At 57.1% G+C, this 21,314-nt stretch carries 13 protein-coding genes; 4 read left to right on the top strand and 9 right to left on the bottom strand.

Going from position 1 to position 21,314, the window contains the following annotated elements; genetic code table 11:
- Window positions 1–6 precede the first annotated feature (6 nt).
- Window positions 7–945 carry an aldo/keto reductase gene (locus EXY20_RS27420; protein WP_135555325.1) on the bottom strand — a complete coding sequence of 313 codons (939 nt, stop codon included), beginning with the start codon at window positions 943–945 and terminating at the stop codon, window positions 7–9.
- A complete protein-coding gene (locus EXY20_RS27415; RefSeq protein ID WP_167859560.1) occupies window positions 945–2,882 on the bottom strand; it encodes a hypothetical protein in 1,938 nt (645 codons plus the stop codon). Before EXY20_RS27415 ends, EXY20_RS27420 begins: the two co-directional genes overlap by 1 nt.
- A gap of 228 nt (window positions 2,883–3,110) precedes the next feature.
- Here EXY20_RS27415 and EXY20_RS27410 point away from each other — a divergent pair, with 228 nt between their 5' ends.
- Both EXY20_RS27410 and EXY20_RS27405 read left to right on the top strand, forming a co-directional pair.
- Entirely contained in the window at window positions 3,111–4,721 is a 1,611-nt protein-coding gene (locus tag EXY20_RS27410; protein WP_235886220.1) for a response regulator, read from the top strand.
- Complete coding sequence (locus EXY20_RS27405) at window positions 4,718–6,451, top strand: sensor histidine kinase (RefSeq protein ID WP_135555322.1); 1,734 nt, start codon at window positions 4,718–4,720, stop codon at window positions 6,449–6,451. Before EXY20_RS27410 ends, EXY20_RS27405 begins: the two co-directional genes overlap by 4 nt.
- Window positions 6,452–6,895: 444 nt before the next feature.
- Here the strand turns inward: EXY20_RS27405 and EXY20_RS27400 are convergent, their stop codons facing one another.
- From EXY20_RS27400 to EXY20_RS27370, 7 genes are all read right to left on the bottom strand, one after another.
- On the bottom strand, window positions 6,896–9,910 hold the full coding sequence (locus tag EXY20_RS27400) for a hypothetical protein (RefSeq protein ID WP_167859558.1): 3,015 nt from the start codon (window positions 9,908–9,910) through the stop codon (window positions 6,896–6,898).
- A 168-nt stretch (window positions 9,911–10,078) separates the two neighbouring features.
- Window positions 10,079–12,046 carry a type 2 periplasmic-binding domain-containing protein gene (locus EXY20_RS27395; RefSeq protein WP_135555320.1) on the bottom strand — a complete coding sequence of 656 codons (1,968 nt, stop codon included), beginning with the start codon at window positions 12,044–12,046 and terminating at the stop codon, window positions 10,079–10,081.
- A 66-nt stretch (window positions 12,047–12,112) separates the two neighbouring features.
- Window positions 12,113–13,012 (bottom strand): carbohydrate ABC transporter permease, encoded by a 900-nt coding sequence (locus EXY20_RS27390; protein WP_135555319.1) that lies wholly within the window; start codon window positions 13,010–13,012, stop codon window positions 12,113–12,115.
- A gap of 13 nt (window positions 13,013–13,025) precedes the next feature.
- Window positions 13,026–13,946, bottom strand: coding sequence for an ABC transporter permease subunit (locus tag EXY20_RS27385; protein WP_135555318.1), 921 nt, complete (start codon window positions 13,944–13,946; stop codon window positions 13,026–13,028).
- 234 nt (window positions 13,947–14,180) lie between these two features.
- Complete coding sequence (locus tag EXY20_RS27380; protein ID WP_135555317.1) at window positions 14,181–14,789, bottom strand: response regulator transcription factor; 609 nt, start codon at window positions 14,787–14,789, stop codon at window positions 14,181–14,183.
- Window positions 14,764–16,020, bottom strand: a complete 1,257-nt coding sequence (locus tag EXY20_RS27375; protein ID WP_167859557.1) for a histidine kinase — start codon at window positions 16,018–16,020, stop codon at window positions 14,764–14,766. Before EXY20_RS27375 ends, EXY20_RS27380 begins: the two co-directional genes overlap by 26 nt.
- Before the next feature lie 136 nt (window positions 16,021–16,156).
- Window positions 16,157–19,348 (bottom strand): InlB B-repeat-containing protein, encoded by a 3,192-nt coding sequence (locus tag EXY20_RS27370; RefSeq protein WP_135555315.1) that lies wholly within the window; start codon window positions 19,346–19,348, stop codon window positions 16,157–16,159.
- A 334-nt stretch (window positions 19,349–19,682) separates the two neighbouring features.
- Between EXY20_RS27370 and EXY20_RS27365 the strand changes: the two genes are divergently transcribed.
- Entirely contained in the window at window positions 19,683–20,126 is a 444-nt protein-coding gene (locus EXY20_RS27365; protein WP_135555314.1) for a MarR family winged helix-turn-helix transcriptional regulator, read from the top strand.
- Between the two features lie 101 nt (window positions 20,127–20,227).
- Window positions 20,228–21,043, top strand: coding sequence for an NAD(P)H-binding protein (locus tag EXY20_RS27360; protein ID WP_135555313.1), 816 nt, complete (start codon window positions 20,228–20,230; stop codon window positions 21,041–21,043).
- The last annotated feature ends 271 nt before the right edge of the window (window positions 21,044–21,314 follow it).

Below are 21,314 nucleotides of genomic sequence, written 5' to 3'. Positions count from 1 at the left end.
CAACGTTCACCCCTTTTCCTGCGCGACGCGCGTTTCCCATTCCGACCAGAACGCGTCCGGAATCGGTTCGCCGAGCGCAACTGCCGACGCCGCCACTTCGTCCGGGGATGCCGGTCCTGTCAACGTAATGGCGATCGACCGGTTCCGCAGCGGATACTGCAAGGCTGCCGCCAATACGGAAACGCCCTGCTCCAGGCAGTAGTCGTAAAACAACGCCGCCCGTTCTTGCCGCTGCCGCTCCTCGGGAGAGCGCGCCTGCCGCGTTCTTGGATCGGCGCCGCTCAGCCAGCCGAAGCATAACGGGCTGCCGTTGATCGCGGCTACCCGGCGATCGTTCGCCGCGCGAATCACCGCCTCGGCGGTGTCGTTGATCGGCGTATAATCGCTGTAAGTCAGAATGGAAGCGAATCTCCCGTCGCGGACCGCCTGCTCCAGCAGCCCGTGCTGCCGGGTCGCCAGTCCGATATGGCGAATGACGCCCTCGCTTTGGAAGCGCAGCAGCGTGTCGACTGCGCCGCCGTCGGCCACCAGGGGCGCAAACGCATCCACATCGTGGATCTGGAACAGATCGATGCGGTCGGTTTGCAGCCGAACCAGACTGCTCTCCAGGTTGTCCGCAAGCGCGGCCGCCGCTCGCTGCGGCGGTGTGTCGCGCGGCACGCGCGACTTCGTTGCGACGAAAATCGTGTCGCGCGGCACTTCCTTCACGAACGCGCCGACTACCCGCTCGCTTTCGCCATAGGCGCTTGCCGTGTCGTAGTAGCGAAACCCTCGCTCATATGCCGCCAGCAGCGTGGCAACATCCGCCTTCGCTTGCGTTTTATCCTCCATCTTGCGTCCGAGCCATGCGCAGCCGATGCCGTAAGCGACGGCGTTGCCCGCGCTTTGCCAACAACAGGCGGCGATGTCGTCCAGCAGCGACGTTTCCCGTCCGGATCTGTCCATTACTCCTCTTCCTCCCACGGGTGCCGGTAAGTAGGTTCGTTGGCGAACCGCTCCATCCCGAGGTTCAGTTCAATCAGCGAGCCGGGGCATAAATGCACCGTCAACCGGCTCGCGCCAACATCCAGATGACGTTGGCGGACGGAACCGTCGCCATCCCTGCTCTCGAACCGAACGCGGGTAAACCGGTGTTCGCCGTATGCACCGGCTTGAACCACAAGCGTCCTCGGTTCGGCCGTATGCAAATTGACCAGTATTAGCTGCAACCCGTCCTTGTCCAGCGACTGCACCAACGCCCCGACGTCGGCCGGCAAACCGGGGCGCTTGCGCTCCGGATCGAAATAGCGCACCCGGGCCATAAGCAGCCCGCCGTTATACACGGGCAGCGGCGCTCCCATCGTCAGCTGCACGAGCCCTTCCACCGTAATCGGGTTGCGCCGCTGCAAATACGAATCGTCGTACGTGCGCGGATCCTGCTCGTCTTGCCGGACAAACGCGAGCCGTTTGGCCACTTGTTCCAAATTGTGCAGCAAAATTTCCTCCGGATAACGGGGGAAGTCGCCCTGCAAATAAGCGATCCAGGCCGCATCGTGCCCGCCTTGATGTTTTTCGGGAAAGGCGAGCACCTGCTCCCAATCCTTGATGTGGTGGTTGCGCAGCCGGACCATTCGCGCCAAATCCGCCGGATCGTTCGTCATCGCCCACAGATGGGCCAAATAATACGGCTTCATCGGTTGAAACTCGAACCAGCCCTCTTTCCACAGCAAGGTGTTGTAGGCCAGATGCCGGCCAAGCTCCAACTGGTCGGTCAATACATGGCGCAGATGAAGCTTGTATTCGTGAACCCCGCGATCCCCGTATTTATAAGGCACGTGCAAGGTGCCGTTCTTTTCCACGCCGCGAGCGGCCAACATGTCCAACTGCGACCGCAGAAATTCCATACAAGTCGGATCGTGCCGCAGCAGCGACGCATTCTCCGATGCCGCCGTCACCGCATCGCCGATGCTCCTCCAGCCGTGCGGCCACGTCCAGCCGTAATAGCCGCCATACCATTTGCCGCTCGTGTATTGCCCGACTTCGCCGCTTTGCCCGACATTGTCGGGAATGATGCCGTCGTTGCGTTCGGCGCGGGTTTGCCAGGCTTCCACATAATCTTTCACCCATGCCTTGTACTTGGGGTCCCCCGTGTACAAATACGCGTTGGTCACCAAGCTCGTGGCCGCTAAATTCACCGGCACGTCGCCGCGCGACATTCGTTCCTTCATGACCCGCCCCATGCGGTCGGCGACGCCCGGATCGCGGATATCCCGAATCGTCGTTGCCCCTTCCACATCGTGAAAAGGAAGGCCGTAATACACCTTCCACTCCGCCTCTTCCCAAGGGATGAACGGATCGAAATTGTCGTAGCGCGGTCCCATGCTGCCCACATGCGGCGCGCGCATCAAACGCCGACGGTCGTCGTAGTTGGGCGCTTCCGGATTTTCATTCATGTACAGGCCGGCAAAACGCACGGCCCGCTCCTTCATGATGCGGGAATCCGCCAATCCGAGCCCGTAAAACAACTGATAGCCTTCCCCCTGGTGCATCCAGTCGTAGCCCTGCTCGTATTCGCCCACGATTTTCGGATGGCCGAAGCCGGTATCGTAGCGGGCGAATTGCGCCGTGATCGCTTCCCATTGCCGGATCGACAGCGTCTTGAACGCCTCGTCCCCGCCCAGCGCGTAAAACAGCGGCCAATTGTGGAAGCTTTCATACGCGTCGTCCAGCGAACCGATCGCGGCATAGTCTGCGGAAGTCGGCCACATCAGGGAACCGTCCGGGTTCACGTATTTCTCCATAACCGGCCCGATGGATTCGTTCATTCTTTCGATCAGCTGCCGTTCCAGCAGCGCCCAAACCGGCGGCGTTTCCCACCCGATATTGCCAGTTGCGATGCTCAAGTCCATCCAGCTCCTCCGGCGTTCCATTCGTGTTCGCAGCTTTCACGAATGATGATACGCCCTCCTTTTGGCGCAAAAAAGTACGGATATTTCAAAAATATACGGGAAAATCGTTTATTCGTCTTCCGCCGCCGGTTTCATGGGGAAGCGCGGTTTACTCGCCGCAAGTCCGGTGATAGTATAAAAACAACTCCACAAAAACCGAAAGGAGCGCGGACCGTGTATCGTATGATTATCGTAGACGACAATCCCGCGGAGCGGAACGGAATCGCCCGGACGATCGACTGGGCCGGCATGGGGCTGGAGGTCGTCGGCACGTACGCCAACGGCAAGCTGGCGCTCGAGGCGATCGACGAAGCGAATCCCGATATCATTTTGTCCGACATTTCCATGCCGATCATGAACGGAATCGAGATGGTGGAGCAGCTGAAACGACTCGGCAAAGCGCGCAAAACGATTTTTATGAGCTGCCACGACGAATTTCATTTGGCTCAATCGGCGGTTGCGCTCGATGTAGAGATTTATTTGCTCAAGCCGATTATCGCTTCGGAGCTGCAGGAAGCCGTGCGCAAGGCGATCACCAAACACGAATACGAATTGACCCGGAACGAGGAGCGGGCCGATATGCTGAAGCTGCTGGAGCAATCCCGCCCTTCGCTGATCGACCGGTTCCTGCGGCAAATGTTGTTCGAGCCGGCTCTGCCCGCGGAGGAAATCGCCCGCAAGCTCGCTTTTCTGCGTATCCCTTGTTCGCCCGCGCAGAAGCTTTGCGTGCTGTCGGTCGTGATCGGGCAAGACGGGCCCGGCAGCCCCGGGGACGACATTCGCGAAACCTATATGAAAGCGTTCTCGGTCCAAAAATGGATCCAGGACCACTCCCGCGAAGCCTTCGCGCTGTACACGGTGCAAATTGCCGAAAACGAGCTTGCCCTCGTTGTGCTGGCCGCAGACGAGTCGGTTTCCGCGCTCGATTTTGCCGTGGACATGAAGGAGCATTTGCTGGAACGAGGGAATATTCAAACCGCCTGGGGCATCAGCCAGGCGTCGGCAGCCGGCTTCGGCGAAGCGGCAGCGCTGTATAAACAGTCCCGGCATGCGGTCAAATCGGGCATCTACAGCGACAAATACCCCATTGTGCTCTACGAGGAAATCGCCGGCCAGCAGCTGTTCGAATACCGGGTCGATTTGAAGGAGCTGTACAGGGAAGTCAAAGACTTGCTCCTGGAAGGAGATCCCGTTTCTCTCGAGTCGTTCTTCGATCGCTATCTCCCGATCGGCTCGGCCGGATATGCGGAACGATACATCCAAAGCTTCGTGCACGCCGTGACGAATATGCTGCAAATCCAGCTGCTCGACATGAACGAATCGTTCGGCAGCGTGTTCGGCAACGAAATGGCCGTCTGGAGCAAAGCGAGCGAATTCGAATCGGTCAACGAAGTAAGGAATTGGCTTCATGACGTATTCGCTACCGTCTCCCGCTACTTGCAAACCGATCGCAAAGCGGAATATTCCAGACTTGTCGAAGAAATCAAACAAATCGTCAAAGCCCGCTACCAGGAGCCGCTTACCGTCAACGAAATCGCCAAATCGATTTATTCCAGTGTCAGTCATGCCAACAATGCGTTCAAAAAAGTGACGGGCAAAACGATATTCGACTATTTGATCGAACATCGGATGGAAGCGGCCAAGCTGCTGCTGCGGGATTCGAGCGCGCGCATTTATGCCGTCGCCGAGCAGGTGGGCTACGCGAACAAATCGCATTTTTGCCTGCTGTTCAAAAAGTACTCCGGCCTCAGCCCGCAGGAATTCAAAAGCAAGGCAGCGGGGAAAACCAGATGAAGCCGTCGGGCCGTCGTTTCGCCGCGTCCTTTGCCCGCTCCCTCGGCAAGCTCAGTTACCGCCACAAGGTGATGTTCGTCACCATCGGCTTCGCCGTCATTCCGATTGTGGCGCTCAGCGTCTTCATCATCTGGACGGCGATCGATTCTTACAACGACAAATTCAAGCAGGACGCCGCGCGGCAACTGGATGCCACGGTGAAGGAGCTCGACCAGTTTTATTTCTACAACGTCAAAAAAGTGAACTACATCATCAACAACCGGTTTCTGAAGGAAATACTGGCGACCAACCGCAACGACCCTCTGCTCGACATCGTCACCAATTACCAAATTGTCGCCGACTTGTTCGGCGTGCTCGAAGCCGATGCGCCGGGTACGCAAATATCGGTTTATACGAACAACGAGTTCATGTTTTACGGACCGTTCGTCAATCCGGTAAGAATGCTGGACGAAAGCGCGAGGCAGCGACTCGTGTCGCTTCGGGAGAATGAAATCGCGTTCGGATCCGATGCGGCCTCGATGAACATTTATTCCAAAGTCGACTCGCTGAGCGCGATCTACGGCATCGTTCGCATCAGCATCCCGCTCAATCGGTTGACCGACCTGTTGGCGCAAAATATGACCGGCCGCAGCTTCCTCGCTTATCTCCCGCACGACGGCGGAACGCCGGTGTGGGCGACGGCCAAGGAAATGGACGCCCGCTCGGCCGCCCAAGCGTACGAGGAGGTCGGCCAGCGCCGGCAAACCGCCGACTACCTGGTGACGGAAGCGGTGTCGACGATCAGCGGGGACCGGCTTGCCCTGTTCCTGAGCAAAGCGACGATCAAACAGCGGACGCTGGCCTACAGCTGGATTTCCTTGCTTGTGCTGGTCCTGATCGTAACGGCGATCGTGTTGACCATCCGAATGGTTTCGTTCTCCCTGACCAAAAAACTGGCTCACCTGGTCGAACATGTGCGGGTGGCGCATCCGCTGCTGCAAAACGCAAACGCCGAAGCCGAAACGCGCAACAACGAATTTACGCTCATCGAGCAAAAATTTATCGAGCTCGTCCATCAGGTGCAGGACGACTACAAACAGATCAGCGACTACGAAGTCAAGAAGCGGCTGCTTGAAGTCGAAGTGCTGCAAGCGAACATCAATCCCCACTTTTTGTACAATACGTTATCGACCATCCGCTGGACGTTTCCGGACCGCAATTTGTCCCGGGTGATCGATTCGCTCGTCAAGTATTACCGCATCGTTCTGAGCAAAGGCAACACCGTCCTCAGAATCGGGGAAGAAATTCAGATGAACCGCGATTACATCGACATTCAGAAATTTGCTTACCAGTCCGATTTCAGCTGCGAAATCGTCGTCGACGCACGAATCGAAGCGTGCTACACTTTAAAAAACATTTTGCAGCCGATTGTCGAAAATGCGATTCTGCACGGCATCAACGGAAGATCGGGCGGCGGCGTGCTTCGTATTGCCGCTTCGGAGGACAACGATCGTGTCGTTATGACGGTCGAAGACAACGGCGTCGGCATGAAAGGGGACAAGCTGGCCCGTTTGCTCGAATTCAAGGCGGAACAGGCGGACGGCATCCACAGCGGGTATGGCATCCGGAATGTGCACGACCGCATCCGGGCTTATTTCGGCCCCGATTACGGCGTCGGTATCGAAAGCGAATGGAACAAGGGCACCAAGGTAACGATTACGCTGCCGAAATTGCCGCATAAACCGGCCTGATTGAATAAATTTGCTTTCGTGCCGCTCTCCGATCAAACGTCTTATAAAATAGGCCATGTTTTATTGCCTATTTCGCTAAAAACGGGTTGCCTCTTCAAAATAGCCAGCGAAATCGCTGGCTATTTTTTTGAAAACGCCAATTTTGAGGCTTCAAGGGTGAAATAGCCAGTGTTTTCACTGGCTATTTTCGATGAAACGAGGGAAATGTGGCGAATAGGCCATTTTTCATTGGCTATTCTGCCTCGTTGATTCCGGGCATCCGAAAACAAGAAGCGATCGGAGGAGAGCATAATGACTACAGGCTGGAGAGTGACGAAAAAAGAGGCCAAACGACAAGTGCTCAGACACGATGCGGAAGCGATTGAAGAAAGCAACACCGTTTCTTCCCCGACACAGCGGGAGCCGCCATGTGGCTCCCGCACTGACTCCGACCGGAATACGGCATCAAAGGGCCGGAAATACTTGCAGTTCGGTCCAGTGGCCAAAGTCGTTGACGCTGTTCCCGCTCACCCAGCAGCGGATATATCTTGCGGTCACCGCCGGGAACTGGAGCTCCAGCCCCGAAGCGCCTTCGTAATATTCGGCGTCCGTTCCGATCCCTTGGCCGGACGAATTATCGTTGTCGTTGTTGAACAATGTCGTGACGCCGGAAGAGAAATCGGCCGTCGTCGATACTTGAATGATCACATCGTGATAAATCCGGCTGTCGATGTAATAATGCCACAGCTTGACTTTGCTCAAGTCGTAATTTTGTCCCAGATCGAGCTGCACGTATTGCGGTCCGGGAACGGTCGGCAAGAAGTAATTGCTTGAGTCGAACTTGTTGTCCGTCAAATAAGACAGCGGCCTTACGGCTGAGGGCAGGAACGACGCGGTAATCGCCGTCTTGTAAACCGCCACATTGACCGTGCCGGCAGGAGCCGCGCCCGGACGGACGATCACCCGATTATCGGAAGCCTGGGGCTCGCCGGGCAAGCTCGTTTCCGTATAGGAAGCGCCGAGCGGATCGACCCGATAAGGAATCGAGGAACCGATCAGCAGGATCGGGCTTCCGTCGATGCGGACGAACTTGTTGCTGTACAGCACGTTGCCGATGCTGTTATGGAAAACGATCCCGTTGGTTGCACCAAAAACGTAGTTGCCGGAGAACATGTTGTAGCTGGCGCTCCGGACTGTGATGCCTCCTTCGGGGACGGCGGTGAACACGTTCATATTCGAATAGTTGTTGTATTCGCCGACATGCGACGGACTGACGACTTTGTTGCGCACGAACGCGTTGCCGAACGCATTGCCGTTGTCGTAGATCGGATCCTCGCCGAAGTTGTACAAGGACGAGACCTGGTTGCGGAACAGCAGATCGCCGGAATTGATCAGCATATTGTTGGCGGTGTAATTGTAAATCGTCATATTGGCCGGCGGCGTCTGCACCATCGACCATTCCATCAACGACCCGGCATTGTAAAATTCGTTGCCGACAATCGCGTTTTCGACCGCAAAGCCCCAAATGAACATGGCCGGCCCGATCGAATCCTTGATTGTGTTGTTGACGAACAGGTTGTTGGTCGACATGCTCACATGCCCGATGACCGAAACCTTGCTTGTGCTGTCCGGCACAACGTTCCACGGTTCGGCGATCTGCAGCGTGGTGCCGACATTGTCGGTCACTTTGCGGAATTGCCCCATGCCGCGTCCGGTCAGCACATACACGTAAAATTCGCTGTTGTTGGCGGCAATATAGTGGTTGGTCCAATTTTTGTAATAGGTGGCGTCGCTGAACGGCGAATCGATCGTCACGCTGGTGTACGTGGCGCTCGTGACGCTGTTCGTCTGCCCTTTGTTGTTGTTTTCCGGCAACACGACTTCGCTGCCGTTCGAGATGCCGCCGATGCTTTCGAACGTATTGTTGTAGATCCAGTTCCGCCACATGCCCGTCTGATTGACGAGGCCGCGGGTCGAATTGTTCACCTCGTTGTAGGCGAATATGGAGTTGGCGAGCGTATAGAGCGTAACCCCCGAATAGGAATTGTTGCTCGGATATCCGTCGAATTTGTTGCCGACAATGTAGGAATATTGATGCGGCGTTGCGTAGGAGTGCCGGGTAATAAGCGGCCGGTTGGCCTTCACCTCGTTGCCGACGATCGTTAGTCCCTTCGTGACGCCGATGACGCTGATGCCTGCGGGAAACACGCTCGCCGTATTTTGCGTTTCCTCATTATAAATGTTCGTATTCTTCACCAAAATGGTTCGCGGATTCACCCGCGAATCGATCGTAACGGCGGTCAAGGCGCCGTCTCCCACCGTAACGGACAAATCCAATAAAGCGGTATTCGTCAGCAGCACGATCATCGGTTTTTCCGCCGCATACGTGCCGGGAACATTTTTGAGCGGGTCCAGCCGGTTGATGCGGAATTCGGTGCTGCCCTTGCCCTGGCCCTGAAGCACGACACCTTCTTTGACGATCAGCGGCTTATTGAGCGCAATGATGCCGGGCGGGAGCGTTACGGTGCCTCCGCCTTGCGCCGATACTCGGTCGATTTGCGTTTGAATGTAATTGCCGAACGTGCCGTAGGTCGCTTCCACCGCAGACGTATATTCGCTTCGCTCGATGTTGCGGGAAACATACGTTTTGTCGAGCGTATACGCGGGCAATACGGTGCCGTCGTTGCTTGGACGCGCCAGCGCCTCGACCAGTGTCAGCGAGCCGGCGATCTGAACGGTCAGCCGGTTGCTCCAGGCGTATGCCCCTCCGTTCAGGTTATGGACCGCCACTTCATACGTGCCCGGCACCGCATCGGCCGGCACCTTGAAGTCCCACGAATATTGGTACCGGTTCGGCCGGTTCTGGTTGCTTGTCGTCAGCACCGTTCCCCAGTACACGGCGTGGGTGGCAACGTTGCGGAACATGACCTGACCGCTGACCGGATTCGTATCCGCATTGGCCAAGTCGATGCCGAACACGCTCATCTCCTGACCCGGAAGCACCTTGTCATAAGAGGAAAAATACAAGTCCGGCTTGTTGAACATGTACGGCGCCGACCAGCCGCTCGCCGATTTCAGCCACAGCACCGTAGGGGCGACGGCTCTGGCGACAAAGAAGTTTTCGCCGATCCCTTTGGCCATCAGCGTATGCGCATTCGGCTGGCTGATGATGCCGACCTTCACCGCATTCTCATCCGGCACGGCGGGCAGCGCCGGCAAGCTGTCGAGATCGTCCAGCTTCCGCACCGCCGCCGTATCGGTCCCCGGCACCCACAGCCATACTTCCGTCACCGTGTCCAGATGCTCGCCCATGATCGTAAAGGGCGCGCCCATATCGGCCGATTTGGTCACATAGGATATTTCCGGCACTTCGCCCGCCGCCGCCGCAGGCGACGGGACCGGCATCAACATGGCGGCAAATGCGCTCACCGCCAAAACGAGTGCAAGTACAAGCGCAAGCTTGCTTTTCATCGTCTTCATCAACAACTTCCTCCTATTCATTATGCGATCCGTTGCTTCCTTGCGCCAAGAAACCGCTTCCAGTTGTGTGCGAGCGTCCTGTCACCTCCTTCATCGTGTCAAGGCCGGATGCCTGACGTCCCTTGCGGAACGTCAGGATCGATGGCCAATACGGTTCAATTCCTCATGCTACTTCAAATTTTTCATCAAATCGGCGTTTTGCTTCTCGAACACTTGCCACATTTGCGGCAGCAAATTGTCCGTGTAACCGAACTTGTCGGCCGTTGCCAGGAAATCGGCGAACAGCTTGTCGAACTGAGTGTCGTTTTCGGCGGTCATCACCCGGGTCAGCGGCTGCTCGAACCCGCCCGTTCTCGCTTTCCACGCTTTGTCCGCGTCGGGAACTTGCGCGACGTAGCTGTAAAATTGCGGCGCCCGGGACAGCACATAATTGACGTTCTCCACCAGCCCCGCGCGAAAATACGTATTGGCGGCCGAAGCGATCAGCTTCTTGTCGTAAACGACAGCCGGCGCAAATTTGCTTGCCCCAAGCCGCATATATGTCGGCATCATGCCGCCGTTCGGCATGTTGCTGGAGTTGATGCCGTTGCGCAAGTTGTAAAATACCGCTTTGTCGGTGGCAGTACCGGCAACCATGTACGCTTCAAGATCCTTGTCCTTAAACACGCGTTTGCCGTTCGTTTCGTCCCACAGGCCGGCGGATTTCGGCCCCCAGGCCGCCAGCTTCTCGCCGGTGTCCGACACCATGAAGTCGATCCATCGCAGCACCTGCGGCACGTCCTCTTCCTTCACCTTATCCTTGAAGATGGCGATGGAAAGCGTTATCTTCGGCATGTTGGCATATACCGGGTACGTATCCGCCTTGAGCGGAATGTTCAGGTACACCTTGCGGTACCGGTACGGCTTGCCGTCCTTGGCGAATTGCGCGTTCTGGGCGGCCCCGTCCGTGCCGCCGTACAGAACGGCGTACAGACCTTTATTCGCCTTTTCGGTGAACACCTGATACGAATCGATGAACGATTCTTTGGCGAAGATGCCGTCGCGAACCAGCTTGTTCCAGGTCAGCATCGCATCCTTGAATTGCGGCTCCTTGAACAAATATTCGAGCTTCTGGTCCTTTTTGTTGAAATAGCTGAAATAGTTGCTTGTCGGGAACCGCCCTTCGAGCCAGCCTTGCAAATTGTTGACCAGGTTCCAGTTGTCCTGTCCGGCGAACGCGTAAGAAGGATATACTTCCTGGTTGCCTTCCTTGACGCCCAACTTCTTGATGTCGTACATAAATTTGATGAACTCTTCCTTGCTGTTGATCGGCACGTCGAAGATGTCTTCTTTCGTGAACTTGCCGTTCTTCAGGTACAGGTCTTCGATTTCCTTCTGGGTTTTGGCGTTCGGATACAGCTGCTTCAGAATGTCGTCGCGGACGACAACGAAGCCTTTGGCTTCCGTTGGCAGCGAAAGCGGATAAACCGAATATTTGTCCTTGTCCAGCGTAGGATCGACCAAAGCGAGCGACTGTTCGTTCAGCCCGCTTGGCGCGGCATATACTTTGCCCGGTTTCCCGCCGGTTACACTGTCGTCGTCCACCCAGATCGTCGTCAGGTCCTTCGGTATTTTTTTCACCAGATTGGGCGCGTACTTCGGCAGCAGATCGGTCAGGTCGTACACCTTGTTATTGTCTACAAGCGCTTTCAAATTGCCCGGGTTCACGACGATGCTGGGCCAATCGTTAGCGGCATTCAGCAGCGCCAGCTTCTGATCGAACGTTTGGCCGCCGCCGTTGTCGTAAGAGTTGTCCTCGTCGAGCGTGATGCCGGTCACCCGCGCCACTTCCGGACTGACCACATCGCCGCCGGATTTCACCACTTTGCGCGCGCCGCCGGCTCCCTGGCCGGACCAGTACGTCAGCTTGAGCTGTTTGCCCGTCCAGTTCGGCAGCTCCGAGCTGTCGTTCACCTTCATCTCGTTGTACGGCACATTCGCCGCCGATGCGCTCGGACTGGCGCTTGCACTTGCGCTTGCGCCCGGTGCGGTACTGCCCGAAGCGTCGTCTTTCGTCTTCTGGCACCCTTCCAATAGCGGCACCGCAAGCAATACTAGCGCACTGCCAACAATCAGTTTTTTTCGGATATTGCCCATGTGCGAACCCCCTGGTTAAGTTAGTATGCTAAGACCACTATCGGTCTGATAGCCGAACTTGTAAAGCTATTCCTTGACGCTGCCGATCATGACGCCCTTGATGAAGTACTTCTGCAGAAACGGATATATGGCAATGATCGGCAATGTGGTGATGATGACCTGCGCCGCCTTGAGCGCTTCCGGGCTGGCGTGGATGACGATGCTCGACGTGTCGAGCCCTTGCATTTGCGCCTCCTGGATCATCGCCGTCATGCGTTCCCCTTCCTTGATCATCTGCACCAGAATGTATTGCAGCGTGTAATACTTCTGGTTGAGGATAAAATAAAGCGTCGTCGTCCAGTCGTTCCATTGCGAAACGGCGATCCACAAGGCAATCGTGGCCAGTATCGGCTTGGACAAGGGCAGCATGATTTTGAAAAAGATCGTAATTTCCGAAGCGCCGTCGATCTTCGCCGACTCCTCCAGGCTGGAAGGAATGGTATTCATGTAAGTGCGGATGACGATCATATGGAAGAAACTGAACATGCCCGGAATGACGTACACCAGGAAACTGTTGATGAAATGAATCTTCGAATACAGCATGTATTGCGGGATCAGGCCGCCGCTGAAAAACATCGGGATCGTCAAATACAGCAGCAGCTGCGTTCTGCCGGGCAAGTCTTTTCTCGTAAAAGCATAAGCGGCGGCGAACTGCGTCATCAAGGCAAGCGATGTGCCGACAATGACGCGCATGACCGAATTGACGGCGGCCGTAACGATCGTATGCGAACCCAGGACCAGCCGGAAATTGTCCCAGGTCGGCATGCGCGGCCACAAATAAATGCCGCCCTTCGCGCTGTCCGACGCGTCGTTAAGCGCCAGCGCCAGCACGTTCAAATACGGATAAACGGTGATCAGCCCGGCCAACGTCAAAATCAAATAATTGAACCAGGTGAATGTTCTGTAAGAAAGCGATCGATCGCGCAAGTTTCTCTCCCCTTTACCAAACTCCTACGCCGCTGACTTTTTTGGACAGGCGATTCGCGGCCAGCGTCAGCAGCAAGGCGATCAACCCTTCGACAAATCCGACGGCCGTGGCCATGGAATAATTTTGCTGCTGGATGCCCGATTTGAAAATCACGGTCGAAATGACGTCGAAGTTGATGAACGGATTTTGCAGGCCATAAATCAATTCGAAATTGCTGGCGAAAATGTTGCCGAGACGCAGGATCAGCAAAATCATGATCGTCGGCATAATGCCAGGCAGCGTAATGTAGCGCATTTGCTGAAACCGGCTTGCCCCGTCGATCCGGGCCGCTTCGTATTGCTGCAAATCGATGGCGGCGATGGCGGCGAGGAAGATGATGCACGACCAGCCCGTTTCCTTCCAGACGGTGATGCCGATCACGTTCGGAATGAAGAAGCTTTGTTTGGTCAGGAAGAGCTGTCTTGCTTCTTCGCCGGCGAAGTAGGCCACAAGATCGTTCAGCGGCCCGTACAAGGAATAGAAGGTGGTCGCTATTCCGATGACGGATATCCAGGACAGGAAGTGCGGCAGGAAGCTGAGCGTCTGCACCAGCCGGCGAAAAATGGCGAGACGCGCCTCGTTCAGCAGCAGCGCCAGCGCGATCGGCGCGGGAAACACGATGACGAGCGATGTCAGGCTGAGCTTGAGCGTGTTCCAGATCGAATCGGTGATCGAAGGCACTTCGAATATTTCCCGGATATGCTTGAGCCCGACCCAGGGGCTGTGCCAGCCTTTGAAAAAATCGTAGTCCATAAAAGCAATGATGATACCCGGCATCGGGATATATTGAAACACCAAGGTCGCGAGCAAGGCGGGAGCCATCAATACATACAGAAACATGTATTTTTTCGCGTTCACCATCAATCGTTGCACAGGATGTTTGCCGTTAGCCATGCTTTCCTCCCTTTCCTTTGCTGCCGCTTTCGCCTGCGCTCTTCTTCACGACACTTATTGTAACCGGTTCCGCTGCGCGGAACAGGCACGAGAATGATTCGAAAACAACACCAAATCGACAAATCCGGCAAACGCCATACTGGGCGCACAACAAAAGGACCGCACGTTCGCCTGCGGCGAAATGCGGTCCTGCGATGAGGGCGACAGCCCCGTTTATTTGCGCCAATACCGGGTTCATTCCAGCAGCTTCCATTGTTCGGCCCGCCGCAGCGCCTGCAGCCGGCTGTTGATGCCGAGCTTGCGGTATACGCTTTTGATATGCGACTTGACCGTTTCCCCGCTGATGTACAGCCGGTCGGCGATTTCCTTGTTCGACAGCCCGCCGGCGACCAATTGCAATATTTTCAGCTCCTGCCCGGTCAGCAGCTCTTTATGCTTGTAATTGGCCGCTTGAGGTCCGACGGCTTCGGCTTCACTGCCGCTCTGTTTCCTTGCGATCCGCTCCAGCGTCTTCGCCAGCCGCTCCGCGGTGACGGGTTTCATCAAATAGTCGAGCGCGCTCAGCTCGAACGCACGAACGGCGAAGTCGTCATACGCGGTGACGAACACAACGTCGATCGAAGCGTCGAGCTCGTGCAACAGGGACGAAAGCCGCATTCCGTTGATCGCCGGCATCGAAATATCGAGGAAAGCAATCCGGATCGGATGTGTTTTCGCGTATTCGTAAGCGGCAAGCGGGCTCATGAACGTTTCGCAGACGTCAACCCCGCCGACCTCGGCCAGCACGCTCTTCAGCCATTTGACCGACAATTCCTCATCATCGACGATAATCGCCCGCAGCATGCCGCCCCGCTCCTTTCGTCTTCTCCGGTTGCATGGGAATGTCGAAAACCACTTTCGTTCCGACCCCTTCCGCACTCACCAGGCCGATACTTCGGCCGTACAGGATGCGATACCGTTTGCTCATGTTCCACAGTCCGATGCCGCCTTTGCCGGCGTCCGGCTGCAGCACTTCGTTCCGTTTCGTTTCGCTCATCCCGCAACCGTTGTCGGCGACGGTAAAACGAATGACCGCGTTCGCCAGCCGTTTGGCCGATATGTTCACCGTTCCCCCCTGCAGATTGGACATCAGGCCGTGCCGGATCGCGTTTTCGACGAGCGGCTGCAGCATCAGCGGAGGGATCTCCATATCCAGGTCGGCATCCACGTCGTACTCGACTTCCAGCCGGTCGCCGAATCGGGCCTTTTCAATGTTCACATAAGCGCGGACGAGCTCCAGCTCATGTTCGAGCGTTGTCATGGCGTTCAGTCGCTTGAAGTGGAAGCTGCTGCGCAAATATTGTGCCAGATTCAGCGTCAAATTCTGCGCTTTGCGCGGCTCGTCGATGCATAGGGCGGCGATGGAATTGAGCGCGTTGTACAGGAAATGGGGATTGATCTGGGAGCGCAAAAAGGCGATTTCCGCGTCCTTCGCTTCCGACTCCAGCCGCTGGTTGTTCTGGATCATTTCCTTGATCGTTTCGTTCAGGTTGATAAAAAACAGCAGCGCCGCCACATTAAACACGATGTGGATTTCATGGATGCGCACGACATCGACGAAGGCCAGTCCCCTGACCAACGCCACCGACACGATGCCGGCCAGGCTGTAATAGAGCAGGAGCAGGAACGCGATGCCGACCCGCTTGTTTTTGCGGGCGGCGATAAAATATTTGCGGCAGTACAGAAACACCGGCAGGCTCAGCAACAGGCTCAGCACTGTCGTAAGCAGTCCCATATCCACGTCGATATACCACCGGTACAGGATGATGACAGCGGACAAAAAGATGCCTGTCAGCGGGCCGCCATAAAGCGTCCCGAGCAGCAACGGCACAATGCGGATATCGACCCGGTAATCGGAGGCAAACACGGCGGGAAACGTCATGCACAGCAGCGTGGACAGCCCGAACAGCACGTTCAGCGCGATTTTGCCGCGGTCGAGACGCGGCCTCCCGGCAAAAAACACCTGGTACGCAAAAATCAGCGTCGTGATTGCTGCCAGCTGCAGCATAAAATCTTTGGCAAAATTCAAGCTCATCCTATCACCCGCATCAAGGTTGGCATCCGGCATTTCCCCTATCATACCATACGGATGGCGGCATCCGACATGCCAAAGACCGTCCCCAAGCCGGGAACCGGCTTGAAGGCGGCCTTAATCATTTCGTGCTTGCCGATCACCGCTTGCCGGTCGGCGTTGCGGCGGCAACTTCCGGCACTTCGACATCGACTGTCTGCTCATTTTCATAAGCGTCGACTGCGGTTACGGCAAGCGTTTTGCCCGGCTGCGGCGATTTCAGCTTGAGCTTGAATTGCCCCGACTTGTTCGCCTTCGCCGTGCCGAGCGTCACTTCGCCGTCGCGTGCGACAATCGTCGCGCCGGCGGGTGCCGTGCCGGTCAGCTGCTTGTCCGTCCCGCTCGCCGTGGCAACGCCGAACGCCACCGAACCGGCCACCAGCCGCTGCGGCGCCAACGGCTCGGCGCGCTGGCCGGCCGGCACTTTCAGCTTCGTTGCCGCGAAGTTTTGCAGGGTGCTGCCGTTCGTCGCATACACCAGCACGTTGTACGTACCGGCCGGCACGTACGCCAGCAATCGCCCGTCGCCGTCCGTTCGGGCAAGCGGCCATACTTTGCCGCCTTGCGAAATTTTGACAACGGCGTCCGGCACCGGCTTGTTGTCCGGATCCACGACGCTGATGTGAACGGCGCCTGTTTTCCGCTCGCCCTTCTCGGCGAACGCCGGTGCCTTCGGATCGACGGCGACCGTCGCGTACCGTTTGTACGTCTTGCCGCCGGTCGTATAGCTGGCGCCGATCGTTGCCGTGCCTTTGGCTATGCCGGTGACGACGCCGCCGGCGTCGACCGTCGCCACCGCCGCATTCGACGATACGAACGTCACGTTGCCCGAAGCGATCGCCGCCGAGCTGTTGTCGGCATCGTTCGTTCGCATGATTGTCGTATGCATCCCGCCGACCGCGAGCGTATACTTCGTTGCGTCCAGCGAGATGCCCGCGATTGCTCCGGCCTGTGTCCCGTCTTCCTTCACCCACTTGGCGTACAAGGTGACGGCGTCCGCTCCCATTACAAGCGTGGCTGTGCCGTCGGCCGCATAGTTGTTGCCGCTGCCGTCGGCGGCCGTATTCCACCCCGCGAACGTATAGCCTGCCCGGGTCAAGTGGCCCGTATTGCCGAGAACTGTTACCGAATCGCCCTGCCGATAGACGCTGCCGTCCGCCGGTACCGTGCCGGCCGTCTGGCCATTGCCGTCGTAAGTGACGGCGTGCGGCTGCACGCTTACCGCAACCGTTGCGGTTTTCGTATCCGTAGTCGACGTATCCTCCCAGGCGTTGCCGTTCCACACTTGTTTCGTGAACGTGACGGTCACCGTGTAGCCGTTCTCGTTGGCAGCCGCGGGCGTATAAACGGCGGTGTAACTGCCTGCGTTTAGGCTGAACGTGCCCGACTTGTCGCTCTCCGTCGATGTCCAGCCGCTTGGCACATACCGTTCGTCGCCGTTCGCCGGCGCCGCCGCGGACTGCCGGTCCCCGCTTGCGGTCAACGTCACCGCCGCGCCGGCGGCGACGCTGACCGGGCTGGCGGCGACGCTGTTGTTCGCCGGTTTGGCGGTTGCAGCCGATTGCACGATCGTTCCCCTTGCGCCCACGGCCACATTCGTGCCGTTGCCGGCGACGATGCCGTTCAGCTGTTGCGTCGCATTCGAAGTGCGGCGCGTCCAATTGACCCCGTCGGCCGAAGAGACGATCGCCCCGCCGTCGCCCACTGCCATGAACAGGCCGTTGCCATACGAGATGGCGCCCAGATACTGGGCGATGCCGGTCGAGCCGGTCGTCCAGTTGACGCCGTCTCCGGAGGTGCGGATGGCCCCGTTCGTTTCGAGCGCCACGAACCGCCCGTTGCCATACGCCACGCCGTATAGGTTGTTGCCGGTGCCCGAAGTACGGTTCGTCCAGCTTGACCCGTCGCCGGATGTTTTGATCGTCCCTGCGTCCCCGACCGCCACGAACAGGCCGTCGTTGCCGTTATTGCCGTAGGCGACCCCGCGCAAATAGCTCGTGCCCGACGTGCCGCCCGTCCAGCTCACGCCGTTGCCGGAGGTCGTAAACGCGCCGCTTTGACCTACCGCCACGTATTTGCCGTTGCCGTACGCGACGCCTGCCAAATGGGCACTGGTGCCCGAGGTGCGGCTTGTCCAGTTCGTTCCGTCGGCGGACGTTGCGATCAATCCCGAGTAACCAATCGCCACGAACTGCCCGCTGCCGTACACAACCCGTTGGAACTGCATGCTCGAATTGACGGTGAATGGATTCCAGGTCAACCCGTCTCCGGAGGTGACGATCTCCCCGCTTTGGCCGACCGCTACGTATTGGCCGTCGCCGTATGCGATGCCGAACAGGTCGACCGTTGTTCCCGACATATGGCTCGTCCAGTTTATGCCGTCGGCGGACGTCAGCACCGATCCGTATAACCCTACCGCCACGTACATGCCGTTCAGGAAGGCAACCCCCAACAAATAATTCGTCGTGCCGGACGTGCGGCTTGTCCAATCCGTGCCATTGCCGGAGGTGACAATCACCCCGTTGTTGCCGACCGCCACGTACATGCCGTTGCCATATGTGACGCCGATCAAACTGGTTGTTGTGCCGGACGAGCGGCTCGTCCAGCTTGTTCCGTTGGAGGAGGTCATGATCATGCCGCTGTCGCCGACGGCCACAAAATTGCCGCTGCCGTAAGTGATGCTGCGAAAATGGTTCGTGGTGCCGGACGAGCGGGAGGTCCAGCTCGTTCCGTTGCTCGACGTTTTGAGCAAGCCGCTCATGCCAACCGCCACAAACATACCGTTCGCGTACAAGGCACTCTGAAACGAATTGGCGAAATTGCCCGACGAACGAACGGTCCAGGTGATGCCGTCGGCGGAAGTCGTAATCACGTCCGAGCTGCCTGACGCCACGAACAGTCCGTTGCCGTACGTGACATTATACAAATATTCCCCGCTGCCCGACGTGCGGCTGGTCCAGTTCACCCCGTCGGGAGAGGTGAAAATTTTGCCGGCCCAGCCTACCGCCACAAACAAGCCGTTGCCGTAGGTGACGCTAAACAGCATCGTATTGCTTTCGATACCCGACGCGTGGATGGTCCAATTCGCGCCGTCTGCGGAGGTCATGGCTGTGCCGCCGATCCCCACCGACACATACACTCCGTTGCCATACGCGACGCCGTACAGACTTTGCCCGGTGGGCAACGGACTGCGAACCGTCCAATTGTCAACGGTGTCGGCCAGCGCACCGACCGGCATCATGCCCGCCAGCAAGAAAATGATTAATGCAAACGAGAACAAACGTCTGACCATGCTTCGTGTTCACATGCCTTTCTACCGGTTTCGCCGTGACGGATATCCCCCGACTACGGATTGCGGAAATATACGTCTTTGGTCCTGTTTTGTACGACGATTACGCTACTTTCCTCCTATACTGTAAGATGATTGCGGCGAAAAAAAAATCCCCCAAACGGGGGAGAACAACCGCGAAGCAAACGCTCCGGTTCAATCGTCCTGGGCCATCAGCAAGGCGGCGCTCGGATGTTGGTGGAAAAAATGCCACGCTCGAAACGGGTTTGACAAATTGTATCGGCAGTAGTAAAGTGATTTTGGTTAAGCACTTAACTATGTGAGGTGGTGTGCGCCTTTGGCAAAGGACCTGCAGGACTACGTGCTAGACTTGCCGCTGCCGAATCGGGCGTTCTTTGCGCTGGTGGAAACGACGGCCAAGCTGGTCGACGTCTCGGAGAAATATTGGCAGGCCCGGGGGATCAACGGAGCTCGAATCCGTATTTTGGTTGAAATCATGAAGGAAGGCGGGACTGTGCTCCCCTCGACGCTCGCCCGCAAAATCGGCGTCACCAAATCGAACATCAGCCTGCTGCTCACCCCGCTGGAAAACGAAGGCTATCTTCGCCGCGAAGCCCACCCTCTTGACGGGCGAAAGTGGGTCATCTCGATTACGCCGGAAGGGCAAAGCCTGCTGCTGCTGCACTTGCCGGAGAATCGCCAATGTGTGGCGTCAAAAATGCAAGCGCTGGACGAGCAGGAACTGCACCAGCTTCTGATGCTGTTGCACAAATTGAAATAACCGCTCTCCGAGCGGAAACTATTGGCATTTACGCATACTGAGGCGCGGCTATTTTGTTAAGCCCTTAACTAAAATGCAACCCCAAGGAAGGATGATCGTTCGTGTCCATCGTAATAACCGGCGCTACTGGCAAGTTGGGCCGTCTCATTATTGAACGGCTGCTGGAGCAAGTGCCCGCGCAGCAAATCGTTGCTTGCGTGCGCCGGCTCGATCCCGGCAAACCGTATGAAGCGCAAGGAATAGAGGTCCGATATTGCGATTACGACCGGCCCGAATCGTTGGCGGCGGCGTTCGCGGGAGCCACCCGCCTGCTGATGATTTCCAGCCCGCATCACGACGATACGATTCGCCTGCGCCAACACGCCCATGTCATCGAAGCGGCGAAACAATCGAAGGTGGAACATTTGCTCTACACCGGGTTTGCTTTTCCCGAGCGGGGGGCCTGTTCGCCCGTTTGGATGCATTTGGCTACCGAATATGCGATTCGTGCGGCGGGAATGCCGTTTACGTTTTTGCGCAATGCGCTGTATACCGACTTTGTCCAAGCGCTCGATTTGCCGGCGGCAATCAGCAAAGGGCGGCTCGACGTCGCCCCCGGCGACTGGTCTTTTCATTCGGTGACGCGTCGCGATCTGGCCGAGGCGATCGCCGCCGTGCTTGCCGCACCCGGTGAACACCACAACCGCACCTACGAGCTCACGGCGCCGGGCACATGGAACTTTGCCGACTTGGCCGCCATCTTGTCCGAACTTTCCGGCCGGCCGGTCGCCGTGCAGCATGACTCCTCGGTTCGTCACTGGATTTACGGGTTTCTCTCCAGGATCGACACCTCTTCCACATCTGACGATCTCGTGCATCTGCTGGGGCGTCCGATCACGACACTGAGGGAAAGCGTAAAGGAGTTGCTTGCACCGTAACGCGGATCGCTGTTCATTTATTTCCGGCTGAAATAGGCCATGTTTTATTGCTTATTGGACCTAAAATAGACGACATCGAAGAAATAGCCAGTGAAATCACTGGCTATTTCAGCTAAATGGCCCGATTTGCGGCTTGGCGAAGCAAATAGGCCCTGTTTTCACTGGTTATTTTCGACGAGGCGGGCCAAATCGAGTGAATAAGCCATTTTTCATTGGTTATTTTCGTTACCCCCCCGGCATGATGTTACAACAGCCTCGGCGTCGCGATTCG

Source organism: Paenibacillus cymbidii, assembly GCF_004764705.1.
Taxonomy (GTDB): Bacteria; Bacillota; Bacilli; order Paenibacillales; family NBRC-103111; genus Paenibacillus_AN; species Paenibacillus_AN cymbidii.
Note: the sequence above shows the minus strand (reverse complement) of the source record. Positions and strands in the feature narration are given on the sequence as shown.